The 21268-nt window shown below is 69.5% G+C and carries 22 protein-coding genes and 4 tRNA genes; 12 read left to right on the forward strand and 14 right to left on the reverse strand.

The features are described 5' to 3' along the window. Nucleotides 1-42 precede the first annotated feature (42 nt). The 3 genes from AB0316_RS16870 to AB0316_RS16880 all read left to right on the forward strand — a co-directional run bounded on the left by AB0316_RS16870 (nt 43) and on the right by AB0316_RS16880 (nt 1064). Nucleotides 43-123, forward strand: a tRNA-Leu gene (locus tag AB0316_RS16870). 188 nt (nt 124-311) lie between these two features. Further along, a complete protein-coding gene (bcp, locus tag AB0316_RS16875; RefSeq protein ID WP_366274203.1) occupies nt 312-785 on the forward strand; it encodes a thioredoxin-dependent thiol peroxidase in 474 nt (157 codons plus the stop codon). Between the two features lie 24 nt (nt 786-809). Next, complete coding sequence (locus tag AB0316_RS16880) at nt 810-1064, forward strand: DUF3618 domain-containing protein (protein WP_366274204.1); 255 nt, start codon at nt 810-812, stop codon at nt 1062-1064. A gap of 192 nt (nt 1065-1256) precedes the next feature. Here the strand turns inward: AB0316_RS16880 and AB0316_RS16885 are convergent. Beyond that, nucleotides 1257-1329, reverse strand: a tRNA-Lys gene (locus AB0316_RS16885). A gap of 361 nt (nt 1330-1690) precedes the next feature. Here AB0316_RS16885 and AB0316_RS16890 point away from each other — a divergent pair. Further along, nucleotides 1691-2467, forward strand: a complete 777-nt coding sequence (locus AB0316_RS16890; RefSeq protein WP_366274205.1) for an SCO family protein — start codon at nt 1691-1693, stop codon at nt 2465-2467. Between the two features lie 81 nt (nt 2468-2548). Here AB0316_RS16890 and AB0316_RS16895 read toward each other — a convergent pair. Both AB0316_RS16895 and orn read right to left on the reverse strand, forming a co-directional pair. Beyond that, nucleotides 2549-2624, reverse strand: a tRNA-His gene (locus AB0316_RS16895). A 154-nt stretch (nt 2625-2778) separates the two neighbouring features. Next, a complete protein-coding gene (gene orn, locus AB0316_RS16900) occupies nt 2779-3402 on the reverse strand; it encodes an oligoribonuclease (RefSeq protein ID WP_366274206.1) in 624 nt (207 codons plus the stop codon). Between the two features lie 43 nt (nt 3403-3445). Between orn and AB0316_RS16905 the strand changes: the two genes are divergently transcribed. The 3 genes from AB0316_RS16905 (at nt 3446) to AB0316_RS16915 (ending at nt 5538) form a co-directional block, all read left to right on the forward strand. Next, nucleotides 3446-4636, forward strand: coding sequence for a PrsW family intramembrane metalloprotease (locus tag AB0316_RS16905; protein ID WP_366274207.1), 1191 nt, complete (start codon nt 3446-3448; stop codon nt 4634-4636). A gap of 56 nt (nt 4637-4692) precedes the next feature. After that, nucleotides 4693-4765 (forward strand) — tRNA-Arg (locus AB0316_RS16910). Between the two features lie 365 nt (nt 4766-5130). Continuing rightward, nucleotides 5131-5538, forward strand: coding sequence for a hypothetical protein (locus AB0316_RS16915; protein WP_366274208.1), 408 nt, complete (start codon nt 5131-5133; stop codon nt 5536-5538). A 6-nt stretch (nt 5539-5544) separates the two neighbouring features. Here the strand turns inward: AB0316_RS16915 and AB0316_RS16920 are convergent, their stop codons facing one another. From AB0316_RS16920 to AB0316_RS16965, 10 genes are all read right to left on the reverse strand, one after another. Continuing rightward, nucleotides 5545-5892 carry a toxin-antitoxin system HicB family antitoxin gene (locus AB0316_RS16920; protein WP_366274209.1) on the reverse strand — a complete coding sequence of 116 codons (348 nt, stop codon included), beginning with the start codon at nt 5890-5892 and terminating at the stop codon, nt 5545-5547. Then, nucleotides 5892-6134 (reverse strand): toxin HicA, encoded by a 243-nt coding sequence (locus AB0316_RS16925; RefSeq protein ID WP_366274210.1) that lies wholly within the window; start codon nt 6132-6134, stop codon nt 5892-5894. The genes AB0316_RS16920 and AB0316_RS16925 overlap by 1 nt, the downstream gene beginning before the upstream one ends. A gap of 70 nt (nt 6135-6204) precedes the next feature. Next, entirely contained in the window at nt 6205-6345 is a 141-nt protein-coding gene (locus AB0316_RS16930) for a hypothetical protein (protein WP_366274211.1), read from the reverse strand. 302 nt (nt 6346-6647) lie between these two features. Beyond that, nucleotides 6648-7352 carry a hypothetical protein gene (locus AB0316_RS16935; protein ID WP_366274212.1) on the reverse strand — a complete coding sequence of 235 codons (705 nt, stop codon included), beginning with the start codon at nt 7350-7352 and terminating at the stop codon, nt 6648-6650. A gap of 255 nt (nt 7353-7607) precedes the next feature. Continuing rightward, on the reverse strand, nt 7608-8582 hold the full coding sequence (locus tag AB0316_RS16940; RefSeq protein WP_366274213.1) for an AAA family ATPase: 975 nt from the start codon (nt 8580-8582) through the stop codon (nt 7608-7610). Nucleotides 8583-9180: 598 nt separating this feature from the next. Further along, nucleotides 9181-9531: a hypothetical protein gene (locus AB0316_RS16945; RefSeq protein ID WP_366274214.1), complete on the reverse strand. Its 351-nt coding sequence runs from the start codon at nt 9529-9531 to the stop codon at nt 9181-9183. A 35-nt stretch (nt 9532-9566) separates the two neighbouring features. Next, nucleotides 9567-9875, reverse strand: a complete 309-nt coding sequence (locus AB0316_RS16950; RefSeq protein WP_366274215.1) for a hypothetical protein — start codon at nt 9873-9875, stop codon at nt 9567-9569. A gap of 158 nt (nt 9876-10033) precedes the next feature. Continuing rightward, nucleotides 10034-10243: a DNA-binding protein gene (locus AB0316_RS16955; RefSeq protein ID WP_366274216.1), complete on the reverse strand. Its 210-nt coding sequence runs from the start codon at nt 10241-10243 to the stop codon at nt 10034-10036. 428 nt (nt 10244-10671) lie between these two features. Next, nucleotides 10672-11922: a tyrosine-type recombinase/integrase gene (locus tag AB0316_RS16960; protein ID WP_366274217.1), complete on the reverse strand. Its 1251-nt coding sequence runs from the start codon at nt 11920-11922 to the stop codon at nt 10672-10674. Then, nucleotides 11919-12287: a hypothetical protein gene (locus tag AB0316_RS16965; RefSeq protein WP_366274218.1), complete on the reverse strand. Its 369-nt coding sequence runs from the start codon at nt 12285-12287 to the stop codon at nt 11919-11921. The genes AB0316_RS16960 and AB0316_RS16965 overlap by 4 nt, the downstream gene beginning before the upstream one ends. A 676-nt stretch (nt 12288-12963) precedes the next feature. Here AB0316_RS16965 and AB0316_RS16970 point away from each other — a divergent pair. From AB0316_RS16970 to ettA, 4 genes are all read left to right on the forward strand, one after another. Continuing rightward, complete coding sequence (locus tag AB0316_RS16970) at nt 12964-14673, forward strand: GTPase domain-containing protein (RefSeq protein ID WP_366274219.1); 1710 nt, start codon at nt 12964-12966, stop codon at nt 14671-14673. After that, nucleotides 14670-16376 carry a GTPase gene (locus AB0316_RS16975; RefSeq protein ID WP_366274220.1) on the forward strand — a complete coding sequence of 569 codons (1707 nt, stop codon included), beginning with the start codon at nt 14670-14672 and terminating at the stop codon, nt 16374-16376. The genes AB0316_RS16970 and AB0316_RS16975 overlap by 4 nt, the downstream gene beginning before the upstream one ends. A gap of 149 nt (nt 16377-16525) precedes the next feature. Continuing rightward, nucleotides 16526-17131 carry a single-stranded DNA-binding protein gene (locus tag AB0316_RS16980; protein ID WP_366274221.1) on the forward strand — a complete coding sequence of 202 codons (606 nt, stop codon included), beginning with the start codon at nt 16526-16528 and terminating at the stop codon, nt 17129-17131. 125 nt (nt 17132-17256) lie between these two features. Then, nucleotides 17257-18939 (forward strand): energy-dependent translational throttle protein EttA, encoded by a 1683-nt coding sequence (ettA, locus tag AB0316_RS16985; RefSeq protein WP_366274222.1) that lies wholly within the window; start codon nt 17257-17259, stop codon nt 18937-18939. Nucleotides 18940-19044: 105 nt separating this feature from the next. Here the strand turns inward: ettA and AB0316_RS16990 are convergent, their stop codons facing one another. Further along, entirely contained in the window at nt 19045-20490 is a 1446-nt protein-coding gene (locus AB0316_RS16990) for a PLP-dependent aminotransferase family protein (protein WP_366274223.1), read from the reverse strand. A 62-nt stretch (nt 20491-20552) separates the two neighbouring features. Here AB0316_RS16990 and AB0316_RS16995 point away from each other — a divergent pair, with 62 nt between their 5' ends. Next, complete coding sequence (locus AB0316_RS16995) at nt 20553-21266, forward strand: hypothetical protein (RefSeq protein WP_366274224.1); 714 nt, start codon at nt 20553-20555, stop codon at nt 21264-21266. Nucleotides 21267-21268 lie beyond the last annotated feature (2 nt).

A 21268-nucleotide genomic window follows, 5' to 3' on the forward strand; every position in this document is an offset into this window, starting at 1 on the left:
GGCCTGCACCGCGTCGTTAGAGTGGGCGCGCGCACCCCGCGAGCGGACGTGGTGGAACTGGTAGACACGCAGGATTTAGGTTCCTGTGCCCTAGGTGTGCGGGTTCGAGTCCCGCCGTCCGCACCCCCTGCACGAGCCCCGCGCCCCGCCATGCCGACCAGCGGCAAGGCGCCGCGCGCCTGCTGAGCGGCCGAGGTGGGTACGAGCCCTACCGATACGATGCGCGAGACGCATTCGTCCCGCGCGACACGGACGAGCCGAGGCACCCGCCACCCGCACGACCGGCCCGCGCCGACCACGAAGGAGCACCCGTGACCTCGAGACTCGAGCCCGGCGAGCAGGCCCCGGAGTTCAGTCTTCCCGACGACGCCGGATCGACGGTGAGCCTCTCGGACTTCGCCGGCCGCAAGGTCATCGTCTACTTCTACCCAGCCGCCATGACCCCCGGCTGCACGAAGCAGGCGTGCGACTTCAGCGAGTCGCTCGAGTCGCTGCGCAAGGACGGCTACGAGGTCGTCGGCATCTCCAAGGACAAGCCGGCCAAGCTCGCGAAGTTCCGCGAGCACGACCACCTCACCATCCCGCTGCTGAGCGACGAGGACCTCACGGTCCACACCGCATACGGCGCCTGGGGTGAGAAGAAGCTCTACGGCAAGACCGTCGAGGGCGTCATTCGCTCCACCTTCGTCGTCGACGAGGAGGGCAAGGTCTCGCACGCGTTCTACAACGTCAAGGCGACCGGCCACGTGGCCAAGCTCCGACGCGACCTCGGCATCGCCGACTGATCGCACCTCCCCGAAAGGAAGCAGATGAGCGACACCGCACGCATCGAGCGCGACATCGAGGCCGCGCGCGCCCGGCTCGAGGGCACAGTCAACGAGCTGGCCTACCGCGCCCAGCCCCAGGTCATCGCGCAGCGCCAGCTGCAGGGCCTGCGGCTGCGGTTCGACGCCGCCACGCACACCGAGGACGGTGAGCTGCGCGTCGAGCGCATCGGGGCCGTGGTCGCGGCGGCGGTCGTCGTCGTGGTGGCCGTCGGGCTGCTGCGCCGCCGGCGCCGCTGAGCGGCGCGCTGCGCACCCAGGACGCGCAGCGCAGCATCACCAGCAGCAGGACCAGCAGGACCAGCAGGACCCAGCAGGCAGGGACGCACACGGCGTCCCTGCCTGCTGGCGTCTCCGGCCGCGGCCGGTGGCCCGTGAGGTGGGCACGGCGAAGGCCCCCGCCCGGATCGCTCCGGACGGGGGCCTCAGAAGTGCGCCGTCAGGGACTCGAACCCCGAACCCAGTGATTAAGAGTCACTTGCTCTGCCAATTGAGCTAACGGCGCAACGAGGAGAAACGTTATCAGCCGTTCCCGGCTCGGACAAAATCGAGGCCCGGGCCACCGTGAGAGCCGGCGGGCGAGGGCTTCTGGAAACGCGGGCGTCCATGGGGGACGGGCCGATTCGCCCCCTCGGGACTGCGCCGCGAGGGCCGCCCTGGCGGGCTGGCCACCGCCCCCTAGGGCCAGCCGGCCGAGGAGACGAGCGACAGCGCGAGGCTGACGACCATGACGCCGAGGATGACGGCGACGGTGATCCGTTGGTTCCGCTTCTTGCCCATGAGCATGCGCCCATTGTGGGGCACCGGCCTGGGGCGCCGGGCGACGGTCCAGCAGGTCCCCAGCCGGCTGACCTACGGTCGTTGGCGTGCTGTCCACCAGGAAGACCGTTGTGCCCACCACGATTCTCGTGACAGCGGCGGCCGTCCTGACAGGGTGCGGCACCGCCCACTTGTCCTCGCCGACCGCGGCCCCACCGCCGTCGATGGAGCAGATCGGGACTCCGGTCGACCAGGCACTGCCGTCGGCGATCCTGGAGCTGCCACTGACCGACGCGTCCGGCAAGACGGTGCGCCTCGCCGACTTTGCCGGCCGCACCGTGATGCTGTCGGACAACATGACGTTGTGCCAGGAGACGTGCCCGATGGACACGGCGACCCTCGTGCAGACAGCCCGTGACGAGGACGCCACCGCCGACCGGGACAGGGTCGTCTACCTGTCGGTCACCGTGGACCCCGTCCGGGACACCCCGGTGCAGCTGGCCGCTTACAAGAAGCTGTTCACGCCCCCACCGGCGAACTGGAAGACGCTCACCGGCTCCCCGGCAGTGGTCGACCGGCTGTGGACCTTCCTCGGCGTCTGGAGACAGAGGAACCCCATAGGGCCCGGCGCCTCACCGAAGAACTGGCGCACGGGGCAGCCCCTGACCTACGACATCGCGCATTCCGACGAGGTCTTCTTCATCGACGCGCACGGCCACGAGCGGTTCCTGCTCGAAGGCCCCCCAGCCGCCCCGAAGGGGTCGATCCCACCTGCGATCTACCGGTTCATGAGCGACACCGGCCACAAGAACGCCACCTCGCCCCCGACGAGCGCCTGGACCGAGGCGCAGGCTCGGAAGGTCCTGGGCTCCCTGGTCGGGTGAGCTCGCCCCGGATAGCACTGTGGCCCGGGCCCCCTCGAAGGGGCCCGGGCCACAGGGCCGCCCCGCACAAGCGGGGAACCATGGGGTGAGTGACGGGACTTGAACCCGCGGCCACCTGGACCACAACCAGGTGCTCTACCAGCTGAGCTACACCCACCATGCACAACACGAGCCGGGCCCGAGGGCTCGGCGCCGTGTCACGGCGTCGACAATGCTACAGGCTCTCGTGCGGTGCTCGTGACCACCCCGGCCGGACGGCATACGCCCTCTTTGCCGTATGCCGTCGCGGACCGTTCGCGAGCTGCGCGGGGTCAGTGCTCGATGACGTGGGGCGTCGCGAGGGCCTTGGCCGTGGCGCTGTCGGGCCCGGGCTGGGGCACGAAGACCGCCTCGCGGTAGTAGCGCAGCTCGGCGATCGACTCGCGGATGTCGGCCAGCGCCCGGTGACCACCCGACTTCTTCGGGGCGTTGAAGTAGACCCGGGGGTACCAGCGGCGGGAGAGCTCCTTGATCGAGCTGACGTCGATGATCCGGTAGTGCAGGTACGACTCGAGCACCGGCATGTCGCGCGCGAGGAAGCCGCGGTCGGTGGCGACGGTGTTGCCGCCGAGGGGCGCCTTGCGCGGCTCGGGCACGAAGGTGCGCACGTAGTCGAGGACGATGTGCTCGGCCTCCTGCAGCGTCACGCCGGCGTCGAGCTGCTCGATCAGCCCGGAGGTGGTGTGCATGTCGCGGACGAAGTCGTCCATCTGCTCGAGCGCCTCGGCCGGCGGCTTGATGACGACGTCGATGCCCTCGCCGAGCTGGTTCAGCTCGAAGTCCGTGACGAGGGCCGCGACCTCGACGAGGGCGTCGGACTTCAGGGACAGACCCGTCATCTCGCAGTCGATCCAGATGATCCGGTCGGCGATGGCTCGGTGGTTGGTGTCGCTCACCGCTCCACCATAGAGGCTGGACGCGCTGCACTAGCCTGCCAGCATGACCTCAGGGGACGTGACGACGCAAGGCTCGGGCGGCAGCCCGGGCGCCCATGTGCACCAGTGGAGCACGCGGCCCAACCCGACGCGCCGGCCCATGCTGCGCCGGGCGCTCACCGTCGGCGTGGTCGCGTCCGGCTTCCTCATCTGCCTGCTCGTGCTCCTCGGCATCCTGGGGGAGCAGCTGACGACCCAGACCCTCGTCACGGCGGCCCTCGCCGCGGTGGTCCCGCTGCTCGTCATCGTCCCGACCTTCCTGTGGCTCGACCGCTACGAGGCCGAGCCGGCCGGCTACATCGTCTTCGCGTTCCTGTGGGGCGCCCTCGTGGCCGTGGTCGGGGCCTTCTTCCTCAACTCCTACGGGCTCAAGCTTCTCGTCGAGGCGCGGTGGACCGACCCGATGGAGACGGGGGCCGTCTACCTCGCGCCGGTCGTCGAGGAGACGCTCAAGGGCCTCGGCATCCTGCTCATCTACCTGCTGCGTCGCCGCGAGTTCGACGGCATCATCGACGGGATCGTCTACGCCGGACTCATCGGTGCCGGCTTCGCCTTCAGCGAGAACATCCTCTACCTCGGCCAAGCCCTCAACGAGTACGGCAGCGAGGGCCTCACCTCCACGTTCGTCGTGCGTGGCCTGATGGGCCCGTTCGGGCACCCGCTCTTCACGTCGATGACCGGCATCGGCATCGGGATCGCCGTGTCCGTCCGCAAGCCTGCCGCCCGCGTCGTGGCGATCGTCGTCGGCTGGGGCTGCGCGATGCTCCTGCACCACCTCTGGAACCTCTCCGCCATCGCCGGGCTCGAGGGCTTCTTCCAGGCCTACGTCACCTACCAGGTGCCGATCTTCCTGGCCTTCATCGGCTTCCTGCTCTGGCTGCGTCGCCGGGAAGGTCGCCTCATCGGCCGCTACCTCTCGCCCTACGCCGACGCGGGATGGCTGACGCACGCCGAGGTCGTGATGCTCTCGCACCTGCGGCTGCGACGCGTGGCGCGGGAATGGGCCCGGCGCAACGGTGGTCGCCCCGCGAAGCGTTCGATGCACGCCTTCCAGGACAGCGCGAGCGAGCTTGCCCTGCTGCGTTCCCGGCTCGTGCACGGCACGGCGGAGGAGGGGGCCGCCGACCGGGAGATGGTGCTGCTGCAGTCGATCACGGCCCACCGTCGCGGCTTCGTCGGCTCGCCCGTCACCTGAGCGGCCGGGGCCGTGCCGCGTGCCTATCATTGGACGGCGCCCGAGACGGGCGTTCTGCCCCTGTAGCTCAGCGGATAGAGCAAGAGCCTTCTAATCTCTTGGTCGCAGGTTCGAGTCCTGCCGGGGGCGCTCTGACCTGCATAAACGGCAACGGACCACCCTGTCAGGGGTGGCCCGTTACCGATATTCTTACCGACAATCGCTCCGCAGTCGGCTCTGGCGCTGGCCTCCTGGCCCCTAGTAGGTGGCGCCCATGACGTTGCACCGAGCACCCTGTGAGGCAGGCACTCGTGCCGGCGAACGGCCCTCGCGGCCAGACGAGCTCGCTGGGTGGGGCAGTGCCGGAGGGGGTCAACCTCCCGTGAAGTGCTGGGGCCTGCAGACTTGACCCGGGGGATGCTTAACTCCGCCCTCCTATACCTAGCGACTGTCTAGCAACAATTTTCCTCCCGGCGCTACCGGCTAGCGTCGGCATCGTCACCTACCTTCGGTGCATGAGCAATTTGGAGCCATATATCTGGGGCGATGCCGCTGTCACCTACCCCGACTGGAAAGGGACTGCCCAGCTCGACCAACGCATGACCGGCAAGCAGCTGGAGGAGATCATCGGGCTCGACGACGGCTGGCTAGTGGTCGGTTTGGATATGGGAGGTGGTGAAACTCGCCATGACCTTCGCGTGTTGGCCGTTCGTCCAGATCAGGTGCCGGAGGGCGGGGGAGTGCTCCCCGTCATCGCAGCGCAGAATGGCGGGGAGATTCCGGTTACGGAATTTTTGGTGCACAACGTCGATCCCTACGCAGTTCTGCGCGCAATAACGCACATGTTCGAATTGCGTCTGCGCATCAGCAGCACGGAAAGGCTGCCCATCCGTATAGTCGAGCAGGGGGATCTAGGGCTCTAGTGTCCCTTATCCGGCCAGTCGCTTAACGATGTACTGATTCAGGCTCATGCCATCTCTAGCTGCCTGAAGGGCCAGCGTCCTATGCAGGCTCTCTCCTACTCGGACGTTGAACCGTCCCGAGTAGGAGCGTTCGGATAGTGGCTGCGGGATCTCTTCACCGCTCTCCCGCATGTCCTCTAGGACGTCCTCGATCAAAGCTTCCAGCCCCTTAAGTGCTTCAACTTGAGTGCTGGCTAGCCACGAAAGGGAGGGGAACTCGAGGCACGTAGCGACGTACTCCTGATCGTCAACAGACCAGGAGACGAGGTAGGCGTAATGCGCGGCCTCCACCTGCGGGCGCTCCAACGTGTCCATCATTCCTCCTTCTTTTCGATTGCCTTAAGTACCTGTTTGACCTGATACATCTTGGCCTTGCCGTGATCGTCCTGAATATTCACTCGAGGGTCGCCTGGCCAGGGCGTTCGGAACACGGCGTGCGAGGTGCCATTCCGGCGGGGTTCGCCGAAGTAGTGCTTGCACACCTTCATGAGGTCGTTGAAGGCAACGTTTTGCGGGGCGTCGTACATCGCCTGCACGATCTTCTCGACGCCAGCCACCGTCCCATGGTACTGCATGTAGTACCACTATGTACCACGGAGACCTCGCATGCCCACGACTGGGCCATGGCTAGCTCGTCACCAGCCACCAGATGACGTAGGCGCCACCGCCAATCCACGTTCCCCAGAGCAGCAGGTTGCCGATGAAGGTCCCTACACGCTCGGCTGTGGTGAAGGACCCCCAGGCGTCCTGCCTCTCCCGCCCCATCATGTTGGAACGGTAGGCCACGGCAGGTCGCCGCGCGTCGGATTAGCGGGACCGATCGCCGACAGGTGTCAGTCGGTCGGCAGGTAGCCACTGGTCCACGACGGCGTCCGCTTCCACGACTAGATACGTGACCCTGGCCCACCACTGGCCATCGCGCTGCTGCCACTCTGTGACGAGCGCTGGATGGGGTCCGCCGTGCTCCGCCGTGCGCTTGACCCAGCAGTGCTGGCGGGCGGCTGGGACAGGTGGGATGGCGTGCTCGTGACCCTTCCCAGACCCGCCTGCCATAGGCGCCAGTATGACGGCTAGTCGAACGCACGTTCTAGGAGCCCCTGCTGTCGGCACGGAGTCGTGAGGCGGTCGAAGACCTCCTCAGAGAGCTCTTCGCCAGTCACGGAGTCGGCAGTGCCGATCAAGTCTTGCGCCACGAGCGCCCAGAGGGCGTCCCGTGTCGCATCGCAGCGGAGGCCGTACCAGGTCCCCACGTTGGCGACGCCTCTCAGGGAGTCGTGCGCCAGCATCGAGCTCGGGTCTCGCTTGGCGTCCCGGGCCACTGCCTGAACGATGTGCCTGTCTCGGCTGCTGGCGACCAAGACGGCGTCGAGCTCTTCGCACTGGTCCTCGGTGATGACTTCGCCAACCCTCTCGACAAACTGTCGGACGTGCGCCCCCTGAGGGCCTAGGAGGACCGTGAACGGGTCCAACTCCCGGACGATGCGCCAAGCCAAGGCTCCGTACTCGTCGGGGCCTCCGTCCGTGGAGTTGAGGTAGACGCCGGCGGGATCGAGCGGCTCGAGCTGCAGCAGTCGCTGCCCGAACCAACTCCAGGTCCGTGGATTGTCCGAGGCAGAGAGGTAGTGCCTAGCGTGCGGAGCCATTTGCCTGCTCGACGGGTGCCGAATGACGGCCCCGCGGCGGGCGACAGCGCCCTGCGGTGCCCACCGAAGGGTTCCGCTGTGGACGTCCGTGCCGTCCCAGCGAACGTATTTGTAGAAGGCCTTGCTTCCCATGTCGCTCCAGGGTGTCGACGGGGTTAGGTTTCATAGACAGCCCGAAACTGAAGGCGCGGCCCATCAGCCGCGCTGCGTTGGTTCATTGGGAGGGGGCCGTTAGAGCCCCCTCCCGAGGGGTCGCCTTTGTGGGCTCCCCCTTTTCTCAACCAGTCGCCCCGCGCCGCCGAGGCGCGGTCCGACTTGACCAAGTGGGGATAGGTACGGAGGAACGGAGTACCTATAGGGGTCCGGTGTTCCGGTGTTCCGGTCGGCTCAGACGCTCGCCAGAGCCCACGAGCCGTCTTGGTGGACGAGCTGCTGGCCCAGCGGCTGGCTGGGCTGCAATCGCTTCGCGTGTGTCCCTGAGGAACCTCCGAAGGTGCGTGCCAGCGCCGCTGCAGCATCCGCCTTGCTCAAGCCCTGGCACTGCTCGACCACAAACCGCGCCATGTCGGCTCGCTGGTCGAGCGTCTTGGTCTGCCGTCGTGCTGCGCTCTCGCTCAGCGGCTCGGAAGACGTGACGTGCAGGTCTCCCGCGCCGGCACTTCCACGAGTCAGGCACAGCCGCTCAGGTTCCCGGATCTGGTTGCCCTTGGTCTCCACCGTCAGCGCGCCACCGCTGCCAGCGGCCACCCTGAGCTCGAGGCGGAACGCTCCACTGATCGACGTGAGCCCCATCGGCCCTTTCGCCTTGCGGCCGTTGAAGCCCGGTTTAGCGCTGGAGTGGGCCACGACCACGACAGGCGCCCTCCGTGCCGTCACGCACACGTCTACGACGGCTGCGAGGAATGGCCGCACCTCCTGGGCATTGTTGGTGTCCACCACGCCTGAGAGGTTGTCGACGACGACGAGCGTGCCCGAGCCGATACGGGCCTTCTGAGCGAAGCCCTCCCAGCCATCTGGGGAACGCGGCGCACGTTCGGCATAGATCACTGAGCCGAAGTCGCTGCCCGGGCCTGCCAGCTCCTCCAACCGTCGGGCGTACTCGTCCGCCAACCCTGCATCCGTGCAGACGAGCACGGCCCGCTCTGGCCGTCGGGTGAACCTCCGGCCCAGAAAGTCACCAGTAGTCAGGGCTCCATTCACGAGGTTCACGACGAGGCTTGACTTGCCGGCGTAGGGCTCCCCGATTACCCCGGTCAGATCGGCCGACACCAGACCGGGCACGAGGAAAGGGGCGCTGCCGGCGCCTCGGCTCAGCACCTCCGCGTGCGACATGAGCTTGGGCTGCTGCTGGTCTTCATTCAACGGCGCCGCCCCCTCCGTCCGCGACGGCCGCCCCTGTGGGAGCGCATGAGTGGGCGCCGTTGCCGCTCGTGCTGGACCTCTAGAAGCGACGGACGGAAGCCCCCTGCCTCACAGAAGGCGATCAGCGCAGGGCCATCCCACAGGACGGTGACGGGAACCTCACGCAGCCTGAGGCTCGCGTGGGAAGGTTCGTCCACGGGGGTGGTCATCTCCTCTGCGAGGCGCATTAGCTCCTCTTCCGTCATTGCGTCTGTCTCGTCGATCTCGGGAGTCGCGCTCACTGCCCCCTCCGCTTCCCTGAGTGGGGGTGCCACGCCGGCGAGCATGTCTTGCCCTTGGTGCAGAACCAGCCCATCCAGCGCCACCCCTTCTGCGACACCCCTTCCCGGTAGGCCATGTCCTGGCCGTGGCACTGCGGTGGCGGGAAGTCGCCCGCCGCCCACCGAGCCCAATAAGCGGCCTCGTCCCCACCGTCCATGAGCCGCTGCACAGGCGCGGTGGTCACTACGTCGTCACTGCTCAAAGCCTTGCCCTCCTCCAAGTTCGGCGGGGCCATGCCGGAGCCTCACGAGGAGACTCCGGCTGGACTCCCTCATGGTCAGCCGCTGTAGGTGCTCTGCACGTCGAACCCCTGGGCTCGCAGGGCCTCCACGGCGTCACTGACAGTCGAATTCCGCCCGAGCGACGAAGCCGCCGCAGCGGCTCGCCCCTCGATGTCGTTGGAGTACGGCGGTGCGTTCCGCACGCCCCCGAACGCGCCTTGCATGCGCTGCATGGCCTCTACGTCCTCCGGGGACAGGACGCTCTGGGGCGCCTCCCCGGAAGTGGCCCCTGCCTGGGACAGGAGCTGCTGGAGGTGTTCGTTGGCAGCTCTGGCTGCCTCCACCGCCTGAGCGATGGCGTCCTGGGTCTGTCCCTGCTCGTCGGTGTCGTCGTCGTAGTAAGACAAAGTGGTTCTCCTCTGTTCTGTGGGTGTCGGCCCGGTCAGGCAGACCGGGTGGGGGCGGGCGCGGGGATTGCGCCCAGTGCCTGCGAAGCGGTTTCGACCTCTGCCCGCAGGTCGCTCAGGAAGCGGTCGACCGCCTCAGGTGATGCCTCGACGCGGTTCTGGAGCGCCAGACGGCGCAACTCGACGGGGACACGCTTGACGCTGAGGACTTCGCCGAGGCGGAGCGTGTAGTTCTCCTCCTCGAGCTCTGCGATGCGGCCTCGTGCGGCCTTGAGGTCGGCCAGCGCTCGCGTGAGCTGTGCTCGCAGTCCACTGCCTGTCTGCGGTGGCTTCTCGTCGGTCATTGGCGGGGCCTTTCTGGCTGGCTGGGTCATGTGCGAGTAGTCGCGGTGGTGGAGCGGGCGGTACCGGGAAGCCCACCCGGCAGACATTGGCGAACCTCGGGCTTCCGACCTCCCTGCCTGACTGGCTCGCTCATGGGCTGGGGCTTGACCACGAGGGCTTAGGCCGCAGAACCGCGGGCGTGCGCCCTCACTGGCGCCACGACGCGCTCGGCCTCGTATGCCTCGATGTCGCTCAGTCGGTAGGCGACGTGCTGCCCGAGCTTCAGGTAGGCCGGCCCGGTCCCCAGGGACCTGTGGTTGGCAAGCGTCTGGGCGCTCATGCCCCAGCGGTCGGCCAGCATCTTCGGCGTGAGGTGCTTGTCATGCAATGCGTGTTCTCCTCTCTCAGGACTCGAAAGGGCGAGCCGTGAGGGAGGGGTTGCTCCCCGGTCTCGCCGGTAAACAGGAGAGCACCTACTGACGTCGGTCAAGGTGCATCGCTTGGCCTGCCCGCGCGAGAGACTGAGGGTGTTGCGTTCCGACGAATTAGCCTGAAGTCCAATGGAATTCGGCCAGTGAGCGCGCTAGTGCGCATGCCATCACGGGCGTATGAAGGCGCCTACGTGGGCTATATCCGCTCTCTTGACCTGACCTGCGCCGACGGCCGGCGCCAAATGACTAGGTAACGATTCGGTCACGGGCGCAAGTGGCTGCCATCTGATGCCAGAAGGGGCACTACGGGGCCTGTTTTGGGACAGCACAAAGCCCCGCGGACGAGGTGTCTGGCGGGGCCTTGGGTGAGTGCCTGCGGGCACGCTCAGAGTAGAGCCGCTAGGTCACTCTTGTCTCCCTCGAAGTCCCGACCGAGGTAGACGCTTGCGGTCATCGCGGGGTCACTATGTCCGAGCTGGTCTGCGATACGGGCGATGGGCGCCCCCTGCTCCGAGAGGAGCGTTGCCACGGTGCGGCGGAAGGTGTGCGGCGTGGCCCAGGGAAAGCCAGCGCCGGCGAGTACGTCTGCCAGCGCTGCGGCGCAGTTGCTCTGGTCCCACTGCTGCTCAGGGTTGCCCGCCGAGGGGGAGGAGAACACATAGCCCTTGGTCCCGTTGGCTTCGGCCATGTGGCGCATGCGCTCTGCCAGCCAGTGGGGGAGCGTCAGGAGGCGACGGCTGCCCTTGGACTTGGTGCCGTGTACCTGCACCCTGCCGTGCGTCAGGTCAACGTGCTCCCATCGGATGCCGCGGGCCTCGGCGATGCGCACTCCCGTGCCTGCCATGAATGCGGTCAGGTCTGCCACGGCGCGGCGCTTGCGTGATACCCGCTCGATGGCCGGCTGACCGGCCAGTTCGTCCGCGTAGGCGATCACAGAATCGCGCTCTGAGCGCGTGAGAGCACGGGTCGTGTCTCGTGGTGCCTGCCGCCTTCCTGAGCCGCTTAGAGCGCCTTCTGTGGCGTCCTGCTGGGCCTTTGGCTGCGCCTTGACCGGGCGCACCTGACGAGCTCCGTTCGCTTGCAGCACACCATCGTCCACGGACTGCTGGAGGATGCCCGAGAGCACCGAGCGTGCCATCTTCGCGGCCCCTGTTCCGCTCCCGTCAGCGATGCCCTGCAGCCAAGCGCGGATGCGGGCAGGCTCGTTCGCCTGCCCGAGGGACAGCCCGCGCAGGCTGCTGCCAGGACAGTCGAGGTGTCGGTTGTAGGAAGCCGTGTAGTCGGCCACCGTGCGGGGCGATAGGCCAGAGTCCGACCGGGCAATGAGTGCCAGCCATGCCTGCCCCGCCTCGAGAAGGGGTCTTGTGGGCGATGCGGCACTGGACCCTGAGCCAAGGCGCATGCGCTCCTCCACGGCCCGCAGAGCGGCGTCCAGAGCCTCAGGCTTGCGAGGAGAGACGCGGGTGACCTCACCCAGCATGCCGTCGTGGCCGCGGTAGTAGACCCGGGCGCGCCAGCGCTCAACGCCCTTGCCCTTGCCGGTGGGGTGCCGCTTCCACTTGCCCTCGGCGTCCCGAAACTGCGGCGTGACCTCGGGCTCTCCGTGGTGGCCCAGGGGCAGGGGTTTGCGGCTCATGACTGCTCGCCTTTCGATGCGTCGGAGGGGGACAGGAAGAAGGCACGGAGGCACACGCCTTCGGCGTGCTCGGGCAACGGTGCAGGGGAGTCCCACTGCACCACCAGCCCTCGGGACGTGACCCACGTTGTGGCGGCATCCTGCTCCGCCTCCCACTCGGTCAGCACTACCGCGACGGGTAGTGAGCGTGCCTCAGCCTCCATGCGGATGGCTTGCTGGGCCGCGACTGAGTAGAGCTCGGTGGCGGTCAGGATGCCGAACGGTGAGCCGTTCGACCCCTCGATGCCCTCCGGCCATACGTGGACGGACGTGCTGTGCCGTCCGAACCGCTCCTCAACTGGTGCCTGTACCCCTGTCTCATTCATGTTACCCATTATGGGTAACAGGTAGTGAGGTGTCAATAGTTCGAGTGCTCCCTATTTGACCCCCTAGTTCCGGAGACATGACCCCCTAACAGAGCCCCCTAGGCCCCCTAGGTGGGCGGCGCCATCCTGGCGACGTTTGCGCAGGTCAGCGGCTGAATGCGGGGAGCTGGCATGGGGATGGGGGAGAGTAGACCGTCTCATCTCACCATTTGAGACACTATGTGTGCATTCGTGCCCCAGCCGGCCCCTGTGGGGCCTCGGAGCATGGACGACGGGCACCGTGCGGCGCCCGTTACCCATAGCGTTACCGACTTTGACCGCGATTCATCGGTAATCGCGGGTATCCAACGGCTCATCGCCTGAGTGTCCGGAGGCTGAATCGCCCTGTGGCTGAGTACGACCCGTGATCTAAGCCCAGACCTAGGTAGTGGTACCGTTCAGAATCTCTTGGTCGCAGGTTCGAGTCCTGCCGGGGGCGCCCCTGCACACCCGACGACCGCGGCCCGAATCCCTCCGCGGACCAACGACTTTCGTCCCTGCCGTATGCCGTGTCGCCCCTCGCGCGCCGGTCGCTCTCTTCCGTCGGGCGGGCTCTTCCGCCGACTCGGGGGTACGAGGTCACGGCACGCCGCCCTTTGGGTTTGGTTGTGCCGGTTCGACACGAAAGGATACGGGTGTGGCAGGTGATACAGGGGCGGGCAGTGCCCGGCTCCTCGAGAGCGTCAAGGCGCTTCGCTCTGCCGTCTCCGAGCTCACCTTGCCCCTGGACCTGCCGGAAGCCCCGGCGGCGCGGTCGGCTCGCGCCCGCCTGCTCGACCAGCTCGACGACTACGTCGTCCCACGGCTGACCGCGCTCGACGCACCCCTGCTCGCCGTCGTGGGCGGATCCACCGGCGCCGGCAAGTCGACGCTCGTCAACTCGGTCGTCGGGCGGGAGGTCTCGCTGCCCGGCGTCCTGCGCCCGACGACGCGCTCCCCGGTGCTCATCCACCATCCCTCCGACGCAGCCTGGTTCTCCGGGCCGCGCGTGCTGCCCGGTCTTGCCCGCATCACGGGACGGCACTCCGCCTCGGACGGTCCGGGCGCCGTGCGGCTCGTCTCGACCGAGGACGTCGAGGCCGGCCTCGCCCTGCTCGACGCCCCTGACATCGACAGCGTCGTCGAGGCGAACCGCGACCTCGCGACCCAGCTGCTGGCTGCTGCCGACCTCTGGATCTTCGTCACCACGGCAGCCCGCTACGCCGACGCCGTCCCGTGGGAGCTGCTGCGGGAGGCCTCCGAGCGCGGCACGGCAGTGGCGGTCGTCCTCGACCGGGTGCCCCCGACGTCGGTCGACGAGATCCGCACGCACCTGGCGTCGATGCTGCGCGACCAGGGCCTGGACCGGTCGCCCATCTTCACGGTGGTCGAGTCCGAGCTCGTCGACGGACTGCTCCCGCGCAGCCAGATCGAGCGGTTGACCGGGTGGCTCGCGGCGCTCGCCGGCGACGCCGCAGCCCGGGCCGACGTGGTGCGCCAGACCCTCGAGGGTGCGCTGGCCTCGATGGAGTCCCGCACTCAGGAGCTCGTCGCCTGGTCCACGGAGCAGACCGCGGCCGGCGACTCCCTCGTCGAGGTGGCCGCCTCCGCCTACGAGGAGGCCTCGCAGCAGGTCCACGAGGGGATCGCCGACGGCACGCTGCTGCGCGGCGAGGTGCTGGCTCGCTGGCAGGAGTTCGTCGGCACGGGGGAGTTCTTCCGCCAGGTCGAGTCGACCGTGTCGCGGGTGCGCGACCGCTTCACCTCGTTCCTGCGCGGTGAGCCGGCCCGCGCCGACCACCTCGGCGAGGCCCTCCAGTCCGGCGTCGAGTCACTGGTGGTCAACCGCGCCGAGCTGGCGGCGAGCGCGATCGGCCGCGCCTGGCGCGCCCTCCCCGGCGGCCAGCAGCTCCTTGACGCCGACCCGGACCTCGCTCGCTCGGGCAAGGACGTCGACCGGCGGATCCAGCGCCTGGTGCGCGACTGGCAGGGCGACATCCTGCAGATGGTGCGCGACGAGGGCCGTGACCGGCGCACGACCGCACGGATCATGGCGTACGGCGTCAACGGGCTCGGCGTCGTGCTCATGCTCGTCACCTTCGCCAGCACCGCCGGCCTCACCGGGGCCGAGCTCGGCATCGCCGGCGGCACCGCCGTGGTCGGCCAGAAGCTGCTTGAGGCGGTGTTCGGCGACCAGGCCGTCAGGGAGCTGGCCCGCAAGGCGCGTGAGCAGCTGTGCGCCCGGGTCGACGAGCTGTATGCCGCCGAGCGAGCCCGCTACGAAGGAGCTGTCACGACGTTGCACGTCGACCCCGCCCAGACCGAGCGGCTGACCGCCGCCGTGGCCGAGCTGCGGGCCGCGCGATGAGCCCGATCCGGCCGGGCAGGGCGACGGTCACGGCCACGTCGGCTGCAGAGCTCGGCGCGCGCACCACCGAGCTGTCGCTGGCCCTGGTCGCCGGGGCCGACGAGCTCGACCCCGCCGCGGTCGCGCTCGCCCGGCGCGTCGTCGACAAGACGGCCGAGCGGTCGGGACTCGGTGGCGACCACACCATCGTGGCGCTGGCCGGTGCCACGGGCAGCGGCAAGTCATCCCTGTTCAACACCCTCGTCGGCGCCGACGTCGCCACGATCGGCGCTCGACGTCCCACGACGTCGCGGCCGACCGCGGCGGTGTGGGGCGACGGCGACGCCTCGCAGCTGCTCGACTGGCTCGGGGTGAGTGCCCGGCACATCGTCGAGGCGTGCCCTGGCGGCGAGCCGGACGCGAAGGCGCGCCGGGGCCGTGACGTGCAGCTCGGGTCCCTCGACGGGCTCGTGCTACTCGACCTGCCCGACTTCGACTCGCGGGTCGTGGACCACCGCCGCGAGGCCGAGCGGGTCCTCGAGCTCGTCGACGTCTTCGTCTGGGTCACCGACCCGCAGAAGTACGCCGACGCCCGCCTGCACGACGAGTTCGTCAGGCTCCTGTCGCAGCACGATGCCGTCACCCTCGCGGTCCTCAACCAGGCCGACCGGCTCACGCCCGACGGCGTGCGCACGATCGCCGAGGACCTCGGCGCACTGCTCGTCGCCGACGGCGTCCGTGGCGCCAAGGTCCTCGCGACCTCCACGGTGACGGGCCAAGGCATCCCGGCGCTGCGGCAGCGCATCGCCAATTCCGTTGCGGGCCATGCAGCTTCACGCCAGCGTCTCAAGGCCGACGTGGTGGGTGCGGCCCTGCGGCTGCGTCCCGGTGTGGCCGACACCGAGCCGGACGTCGGGCGGGTGCCGCGGGACGAGCTCGACCTCTCGCTCGGGCGAGCGGCCGGAGTGCCCATCGTGCTCGACGCGGTGGCGCGGGACTACCGGCGGGAGGCCTTCGCCCACACCGGCTGGCTCTTCGCCCGGTGGACCAAGGGCTTCGCCGCCGACCCGCTGCGCCGCCTGCGTCTCGACCGCACCGGCGGCCGGCCGCCGATCCACGTCGACATCGATGGCGCCGACGTCCGGGCCGTCCTCGGCCGCTCGTCGATCCCGGCCCCCAGCGTGTCCACCGCCTCCGCGGTCGAGCTCGCCACCCGGAGCTTCGTGCGCCAGGCGTCCGAGGGGCTCCCCGCACGCTGGACGCAAGCGGTCGAGGACGCCGTCGACGAGGGTGACGGTGCCCTCGGCGACTCGCTGGACCGTGCCGTCATCGGCACTTCGTTGCGGGCGCGCCGCCCGGCATGGTGGTTCGTGGTCAACCTCCTCCAGTGGGTGCTGGGCCTCGTCGCCGTCGCAGGGCTCGTCTGGTACGCCGTGCTCTGGGCCTTCGGCCTGCTGCAGCTGCCCCGGCCCGAGACCCCGACCGTCGGGATCCTGCCGCTTCCGCTCGTGCTGCTCGTCCTGGGGCTCCTGCTCGGCATCACCCTCGGCGTGCTCTCCCGGTGGTGGGCCCGCGTCGGGGCCCGGCACCGGCGCGGCGTCATCGCCAAGCGCCTGGCCGAGTCAGTCGCGACCGTGGCCGACCAGCACGTGCTCGCGCCGGTGGACGAGGTGCTCGCGCGCCACCGTGAGACCCGAGTGCACCTCGAGGCTGCGGCTCGCTGAGCCCGGGCGTGGGGGCTCGTCCACACCTCCCAGCCCCGGGAGCCGCTGTCCACAGGGGTCCGACTGGCGGCTGCGGAAGCGGACCGCCCGCGCCGAAGGTGGGGTGCAGGCGGCGCAGGGCCGCCGTGGACCAGCCACAGGAGCACTCCATGAACGAGACCCGCATCACCGTGCACGGCAACGTCGTGTCCGAGCCCGTCGAGCGGCGAGCCCGCAACGGCAGCCCTTACACGACCTTCCGCATCGCGACCACGCCCTACCGGCGCACGGCCGACGGCCGCTTCGTCGACGGCGAGACGAGCTTCTACGACGTCATCGCCTTCAACGCCCTGGCGGCGAACGCGGCCACGGCCCTGTGCAAGGGCCACCCAGTCATCGTCGAGGGCACGCTGTCCGTCAAGCAGTGGGTCAGCAGCGAGGGCCAGCCGCGGACGTCCCCGCAGATCGACGCCGGCCACATCGGCCACGACCTCTCCTGGGGGCGGGCGAGCTTCGAGCGGGTGAGCCGGGCCGCGGCCCTCGGTCACGACCGCACGGCCGACCCCGACGTGCAGGCGGCCGTCCGGGCCCTCGCCGAGGCGGACGCGGACGGCCGACGTCCGCCCCACGTCGACGCCGACGGCGTCGTCGACGACGACTACGACCTGCAGGACGACGGCCTGCACGGCGAGGCCTCCGACGGCGCGGACGGGGTCGCCGCGACGGGCGACCCCGAGACCGACGACTACGAGGTCGTCGACCAGCTCAGCGCCTGACCCGCCGGCCGCTGCGCGCCGGGCCCGCCGGCCGCTGAGCGCCTGACCGGCCAGCACGTCCGCGAGCGCCGGCACCGACGGACACGGATTCGGTGCCGCGCTCGCCGACAGATAGCCTTCTGCGCATGGCCGAGTTCATCTACACCATGACCCGTGCGCGCAAGGCGCACAACGAGAAGGTCATCCTCGACGACGTGTCGATGTCGTTCTATCCGGGCGCGAAGATCGGCATGGTCGGCCCGAACGGCGCCGGCAAGTCGACCATCCTCAAGATCATGGCGGGACTCGACCAGCCGAGCAACGGCGAGGCGCGTCTCGCCCCCGGCGCCAGCGTCGGCATCCTGCTGCAGGAGCCGCCCCTCAACGAGGAGAAGACCGTCCTCGGCAACGTCGAGGAGGGCGCCGGCGAGATCAAGGCGAAGCTCGACCGCTACAACGAGATCTCCGCCGAGATGGCCGACCCCGACGCCGACTACGACGCGCTGCTCGCCGAGATGGGCAAGCTCCAGGAGGACATCGACCACGCCGATGCGTGGGACCTCGACAGCCAGCTCGAGCAGGCGATGGACGCGCTCCGCTGCCCGCCGCCGGACTCGCCGGTGACCACACTCTCCGGTGGAGAGCGTCGCCGCGTCGCCCTGTGCAAGCTCCTCCTGCAGAAGCCCGACCTGCTGCTGCTCGACGAGCCCACCAACCACCTCGACGCCGAGTCGGTGCAGTGGCTCGAGCAGCACCTCGAGTCCTACCCGGGCGCCGTCATCGCCGTGACGCACGACCGCTACTTCCTCGACAACGTCGCCCAGTGGATCGCCGAGGTCGACCGCGGCCGCCTCTACCCCTATGAGGGCAACTACTCGACCTACCTCGAGAAGAAGGCCGAGCGCCTCCAGGTCCAGGGCAAGAAGGACCAGAAGCTGCAGAAGCGCCTCAAGCAGGAGCTCGAGTGGGTCCGTAGCAACGCCAAGGGTCGTCAGGCCAAGAGCAAGGCGCGCCTCGCGCGCTACGAGGAGATGGCGGCCGAGGCCGAGCGCACCCGCAAGCTCGACTTCGAGGAGATCCAGATCCCGCCGGGCCCGCGCCTGGGTTCGACGGTGATCGAGGTCAAGAACCTCCGCAAGGGCTTCGGCGACCGCGTCCTCATCGACAACCTCTCCTTCTCGCTGCCGCGCAACGGCATCGTCGGCGTCATCGGCCCGAACGGTGTCGGCAAGTCGACCCTCTTCAAGACGATCGTCGGCTTCGAGCAGCCCGACGCCGGCGAGGTCAAGATCGGCGAGACGGTGAAGATCTCCTACGTCGACCAGGGCCGCGAGGGCCTGGACCCGAAGAAGAACCTCTGGGAGATCGTCTCCGACGGCCTCGACTACATCAAGGTCGGCCAGGTCGAGATCCCTTCTCGCGCCTACGTCTCCCAGTTCGGCTTCAAGGGACCCGACCAGCAGAAGCTCTCGGGCGTGCTGTCGGGTGGCGAGCGCAACCGCCTCAACCTGGCGCTCACCCTCAAGCAGGGCGGCAACCTGCTGCTCCTCGACGAGCCGACCAACGACCTCGACGTCGAGACCCTCGGCTCCCTCGAGAACGCCCTGCTCGACTTCCCGGGCTGCGCCGTCGTGATCTCGCACGACCGGTGGTTCCTCGACCGGGTCGCGACCCACATCCTCGCCTACGAGGGCACCGAGGAGAACCCGTCGAGCTGGTACTGGTTCGAGGGCAACTACGAGTCCTACGAGGCCAACAAGGTCGAGCGGCTCGGCCCCGAGGCGGCGCGCCCGCACCGGGTCACCTACCGCAAGCTGACGCGCGACTGACGGAAGCGACGGGGACGACCGGTCCGACCGGTTCCGCCGGCTCCACCGGAGCAGGAAGGGCCGGGGTGCACGCGCACCCCGGCCCTTCGCCGTGCCAGGCCGGTATCACGCGATGAGTGGAGTCACCTCGCGGGTGCCCGGACGCTCGCGGAGTGCCAGCTGCCAGGCCACCGCAAGGCGCCGGCCCACCTCGTCCGCCTCGTCGGGCGCGACGCAGAACGGCAGCCTCAGCCAGCGGCCGAGGCCGCCCTCGACGCCGAACTGGCCGCCGCGTGCGAGACGCAGCCCGGCGCGCTCGGCCACCCGGGCCAGCTGGTCGCCGCGCGCCTCGGGCAGCTCGCACCACAGGTTCAGACCTCCGGCCGGCACCTCGAACCGCCACTCCGGCACGTGCCTGCGCAGGGCCGTGACGAGCGCGTCGCGCCGCGCGCGGGCCTCTCGGCGCCGCTCGACGAGGAGCGTTTCGCCCTGACGGAGCAGGTCGGCCACCACGAGCTGCTCGAGGATCGCCGTGCCGAGGTCGAGGCTGTGCCGCGCCTCGATGACGGCCTCGACGCCGGTGACGGGGGTGCGCACCCACCCGACCCGCAGGCCGCCCCACCACGTCTTGCCCGCGCTGCCGAGGGTGTGGCACTCGCGCGCCGAGGCCGCGAACGGCGCCGGGCGTGCGGTGCCGGAGGCCTCGTCGAGGCCCAGCTCGACGAACGTCTCGTCGACGACCGGCACGACGCCGTGCCGCGAGAGGACCGCGCCGAGCGCTGCGCGCGTCGCCTCGGCCATGGTCAGGCCCGTCGGGTTCTGGTGGTCGGGGATGAGGTAGGCCGCCCGCGCGCCGCTCTGTCGCACGGCGAGCTCGATCGCGTCGAGGTCCCACCCGGTCGGGGTCAGCTGCGCGGCCACCGGACGGTAGGCCGAGCGGCGCACTCCGACGATGGCGTTGGGGTAGGTCGGGCTCTCGACGACGACGCGGTCGCCGACCTCCAGCCGGGCCCGCAGCACGGCCGAGAGGCCACCGTGGGCGCCCGAGGTGACCGCGACCTGGTCCGGCGTCGTCGGCAGCCCACGGGACGCGTACCAGTCGGCCACGGCCCGCCGGGTCTCCGGCAGCCCGCGCGGGTCGTAGCCGGCGGTCGCGAGGAAGCGAGGCAGCTCGAGCAGGGCCCGCTCGAAGGCGGCGGTGACGCCGGCAGCGGCCGGGAGGGCGGCATACGTCAGGTCGATGACGTCGGGCGGCACCTCGGTGGGGATGAGGCCGGCCTGCGAGAGCGCGAGGCCCGACGGGCCGGCGGGCAAGCACACGACGCTCCCGGAGCCGCGACGGGTGGCGACGAAACCCTCGTCACGCAGCGCGTCGAGAGCCGCGCCGACCGTCGTCCGGCTGAGGCCCAGCTCGGTGGTCAGCGTGCGCTCGCTCGGCAGCCGGGTGCCGACGAGCAGCCGCCCGTCGCAGACGAGCCGGCGGATGCCGTCAGCCAGTGCCCGGTAGGCGGGACGCGGGAGCGGGTCGCGGCCGAGGAGCAGGGCCAGGGACCGGGCCGAGATGGTGCGCATGGGGTCCACCGTCGCACAACTGGCCCTCAAATCCAGGTCCAGTCCCGGTCACACTGGACCGCATGAGACGTCACGTCCCCCTGGCCAACCTGAGCCCCCGGCAGCAGCTGCGTGCCGGTCGCCTGCCGCGCCGCGTCGCCCAGCTGCTCGTCGGTCTCGTCCTCTACGGCGTCTCCATGTCGATGATGATCCGCTCGACGCTGGGCCTCGACCCGTGGGACGTCTTCCACGCGGGGATCGCGACCCACGTGCCGCTCACCTTCGGGCAGGTCACGATCATCGTCGGCGCGCTGGTGCTGCTCCTGTGGGTGCCGCTGCGGCAGTGGCCGGGGCTCGGCACCGTGGCCAACGTCGTCGTCATCGGCCTCGCCGCCGACGCGGGCCTGGCCCTGATCGAGCCGCCAGAGGCCCTCTGGGTCCGCGCGCTGCTCCTCGTCGCCGGCATCGTCCTCAACGGTGTGGCCGGTGGCCTCTACATCGGCAGTCAGCTCGGGCCCGGCCCGCGCGACGGGCTGATGACGGGCCTGGCCCGCCGCACGAGACTCTCGATCCGCCTGGTGCGCACGTCGATCGAGGTCGTGGTCCTGTCCGTCGGTTGGCTCCTCGGCGGCCCTGTCGGACTCGGCACGATCGCGTATGCCGTGTCGATCGGTCCGCTGGTCCAGTTCTTCCTCCCGCGGCTGACCGTGGACCTGGGACCAGGTCAGCGATCATCCGTCGCAACCGACGCGGCTCCGGTGACGCCGACCGGCGCCCTCGGCTCGACGACGAGCTGAGA

Origin of the sequence: Terrabacter sp. NPDC080008, from assembly GCF_040702505.1 — a bacterium.
In the GTDB taxonomy this organism is placed as follows: Bacteria; Actinomycetota; Actinomycetes; order Actinomycetales; family Dermatophilaceae; genus Terrabacter.

What these genes read in the sequence shown, in the direction of transcription:
- AB0316_RS16880 (WP_366274204.1), top strand. Translation starts at nt 810, where the DNA reads ATGAGCGACACCGCACGCATCGAGCGCGACATCGAGGCCGCGCGCGCC.
- AB0316_RS16905 (WP_366274207.1), top strand. Translation starts at nt 3,446, where the DNA reads ATGACCTCAGGGGACGTGACGACGCAAGGCTCGGGCGGCAGCCCGGGC.
- AB0316_RS16915 (WP_366274208.1), top strand. Translation starts at nt 5,131, where the DNA reads ATGAGCAATTTGGAGCCATATATCTGGGGCGATGCCGCTGTCACCTAC.
- AB0316_RS16920 (WP_366274209.1), bottom strand. Translation starts at nt 5,892, where the DNA reads ATGGACACGTTGGAGCGCCCGCAGGTGGAGGCCGCGCATTACGCCTAC.
- AB0316_RS16930 (WP_366274211.1), bottom strand. Translation starts at nt 6,345, where the DNA reads ATGATGGGGCGGGAGAGGCAGGACGCCTGGGGGTCCTTCACCACAGCC.
- AB0316_RS16935 (WP_366274212.1), bottom strand. Translation starts at nt 7,352, where the DNA reads ATGGGAAGCAAGGCCTTCTACAAATACGTTCGCTGGGACGGCACGGAC.
- AB0316_RS16950 (WP_366274215.1), bottom strand. Translation starts at nt 9,875, where the DNA reads ATGACCGACGAGAAGCCACCGCAGACAGGCAGTGGACTGCGAGCACAG.
- AB0316_RS16960 (WP_366274217.1), bottom strand. Translation starts at nt 11,922, where the DNA reads ATGAGCCGCAAACCCCTGCCCCTGGGCCACCACGGAGAGCCCGAGGTC.
- AB0316_RS16965 (WP_366274218.1), bottom strand. Translation starts at nt 12,287, where the DNA reads ATGAATGAGACAGGGGTACAGGCACCAGTTGAGGAGCGGTTCGGACGG.
- AB0316_RS16975 (WP_366274220.1), top strand. Translation starts at nt 14,670, where the DNA reads ATGAGCCCGATCCGGCCGGGCAGGGCGACGGTCACGGCCACGTCGGCT.
- AB0316_RS16980 (WP_366274221.1), top strand. Translation starts at nt 16,526, where the DNA reads ATGAACGAGACCCGCATCACCGTGCACGGCAACGTCGTGTCCGAGCCC.
- ettA (WP_366274222.1), top strand. Translation starts at nt 17,257, where the DNA reads ATGGCCGAGTTCATCTACACCATGACCCGTGCGCGCAAGGCGCACAAC.
- AB0316_RS16990 (WP_366274223.1), bottom strand. Translation starts at nt 20,490, where the DNA reads ATGCGCACCATCTCGGCCCGGTCCCTGGCCCTGCTCCTCGGCCGCGAC.
- AB0316_RS16995 (WP_366274224.1), top strand. Translation starts at nt 20,553, where the DNA reads ATGAGACGTCACGTCCCCCTGGCCAACCTGAGCCCCCGGCAGCAGCTG.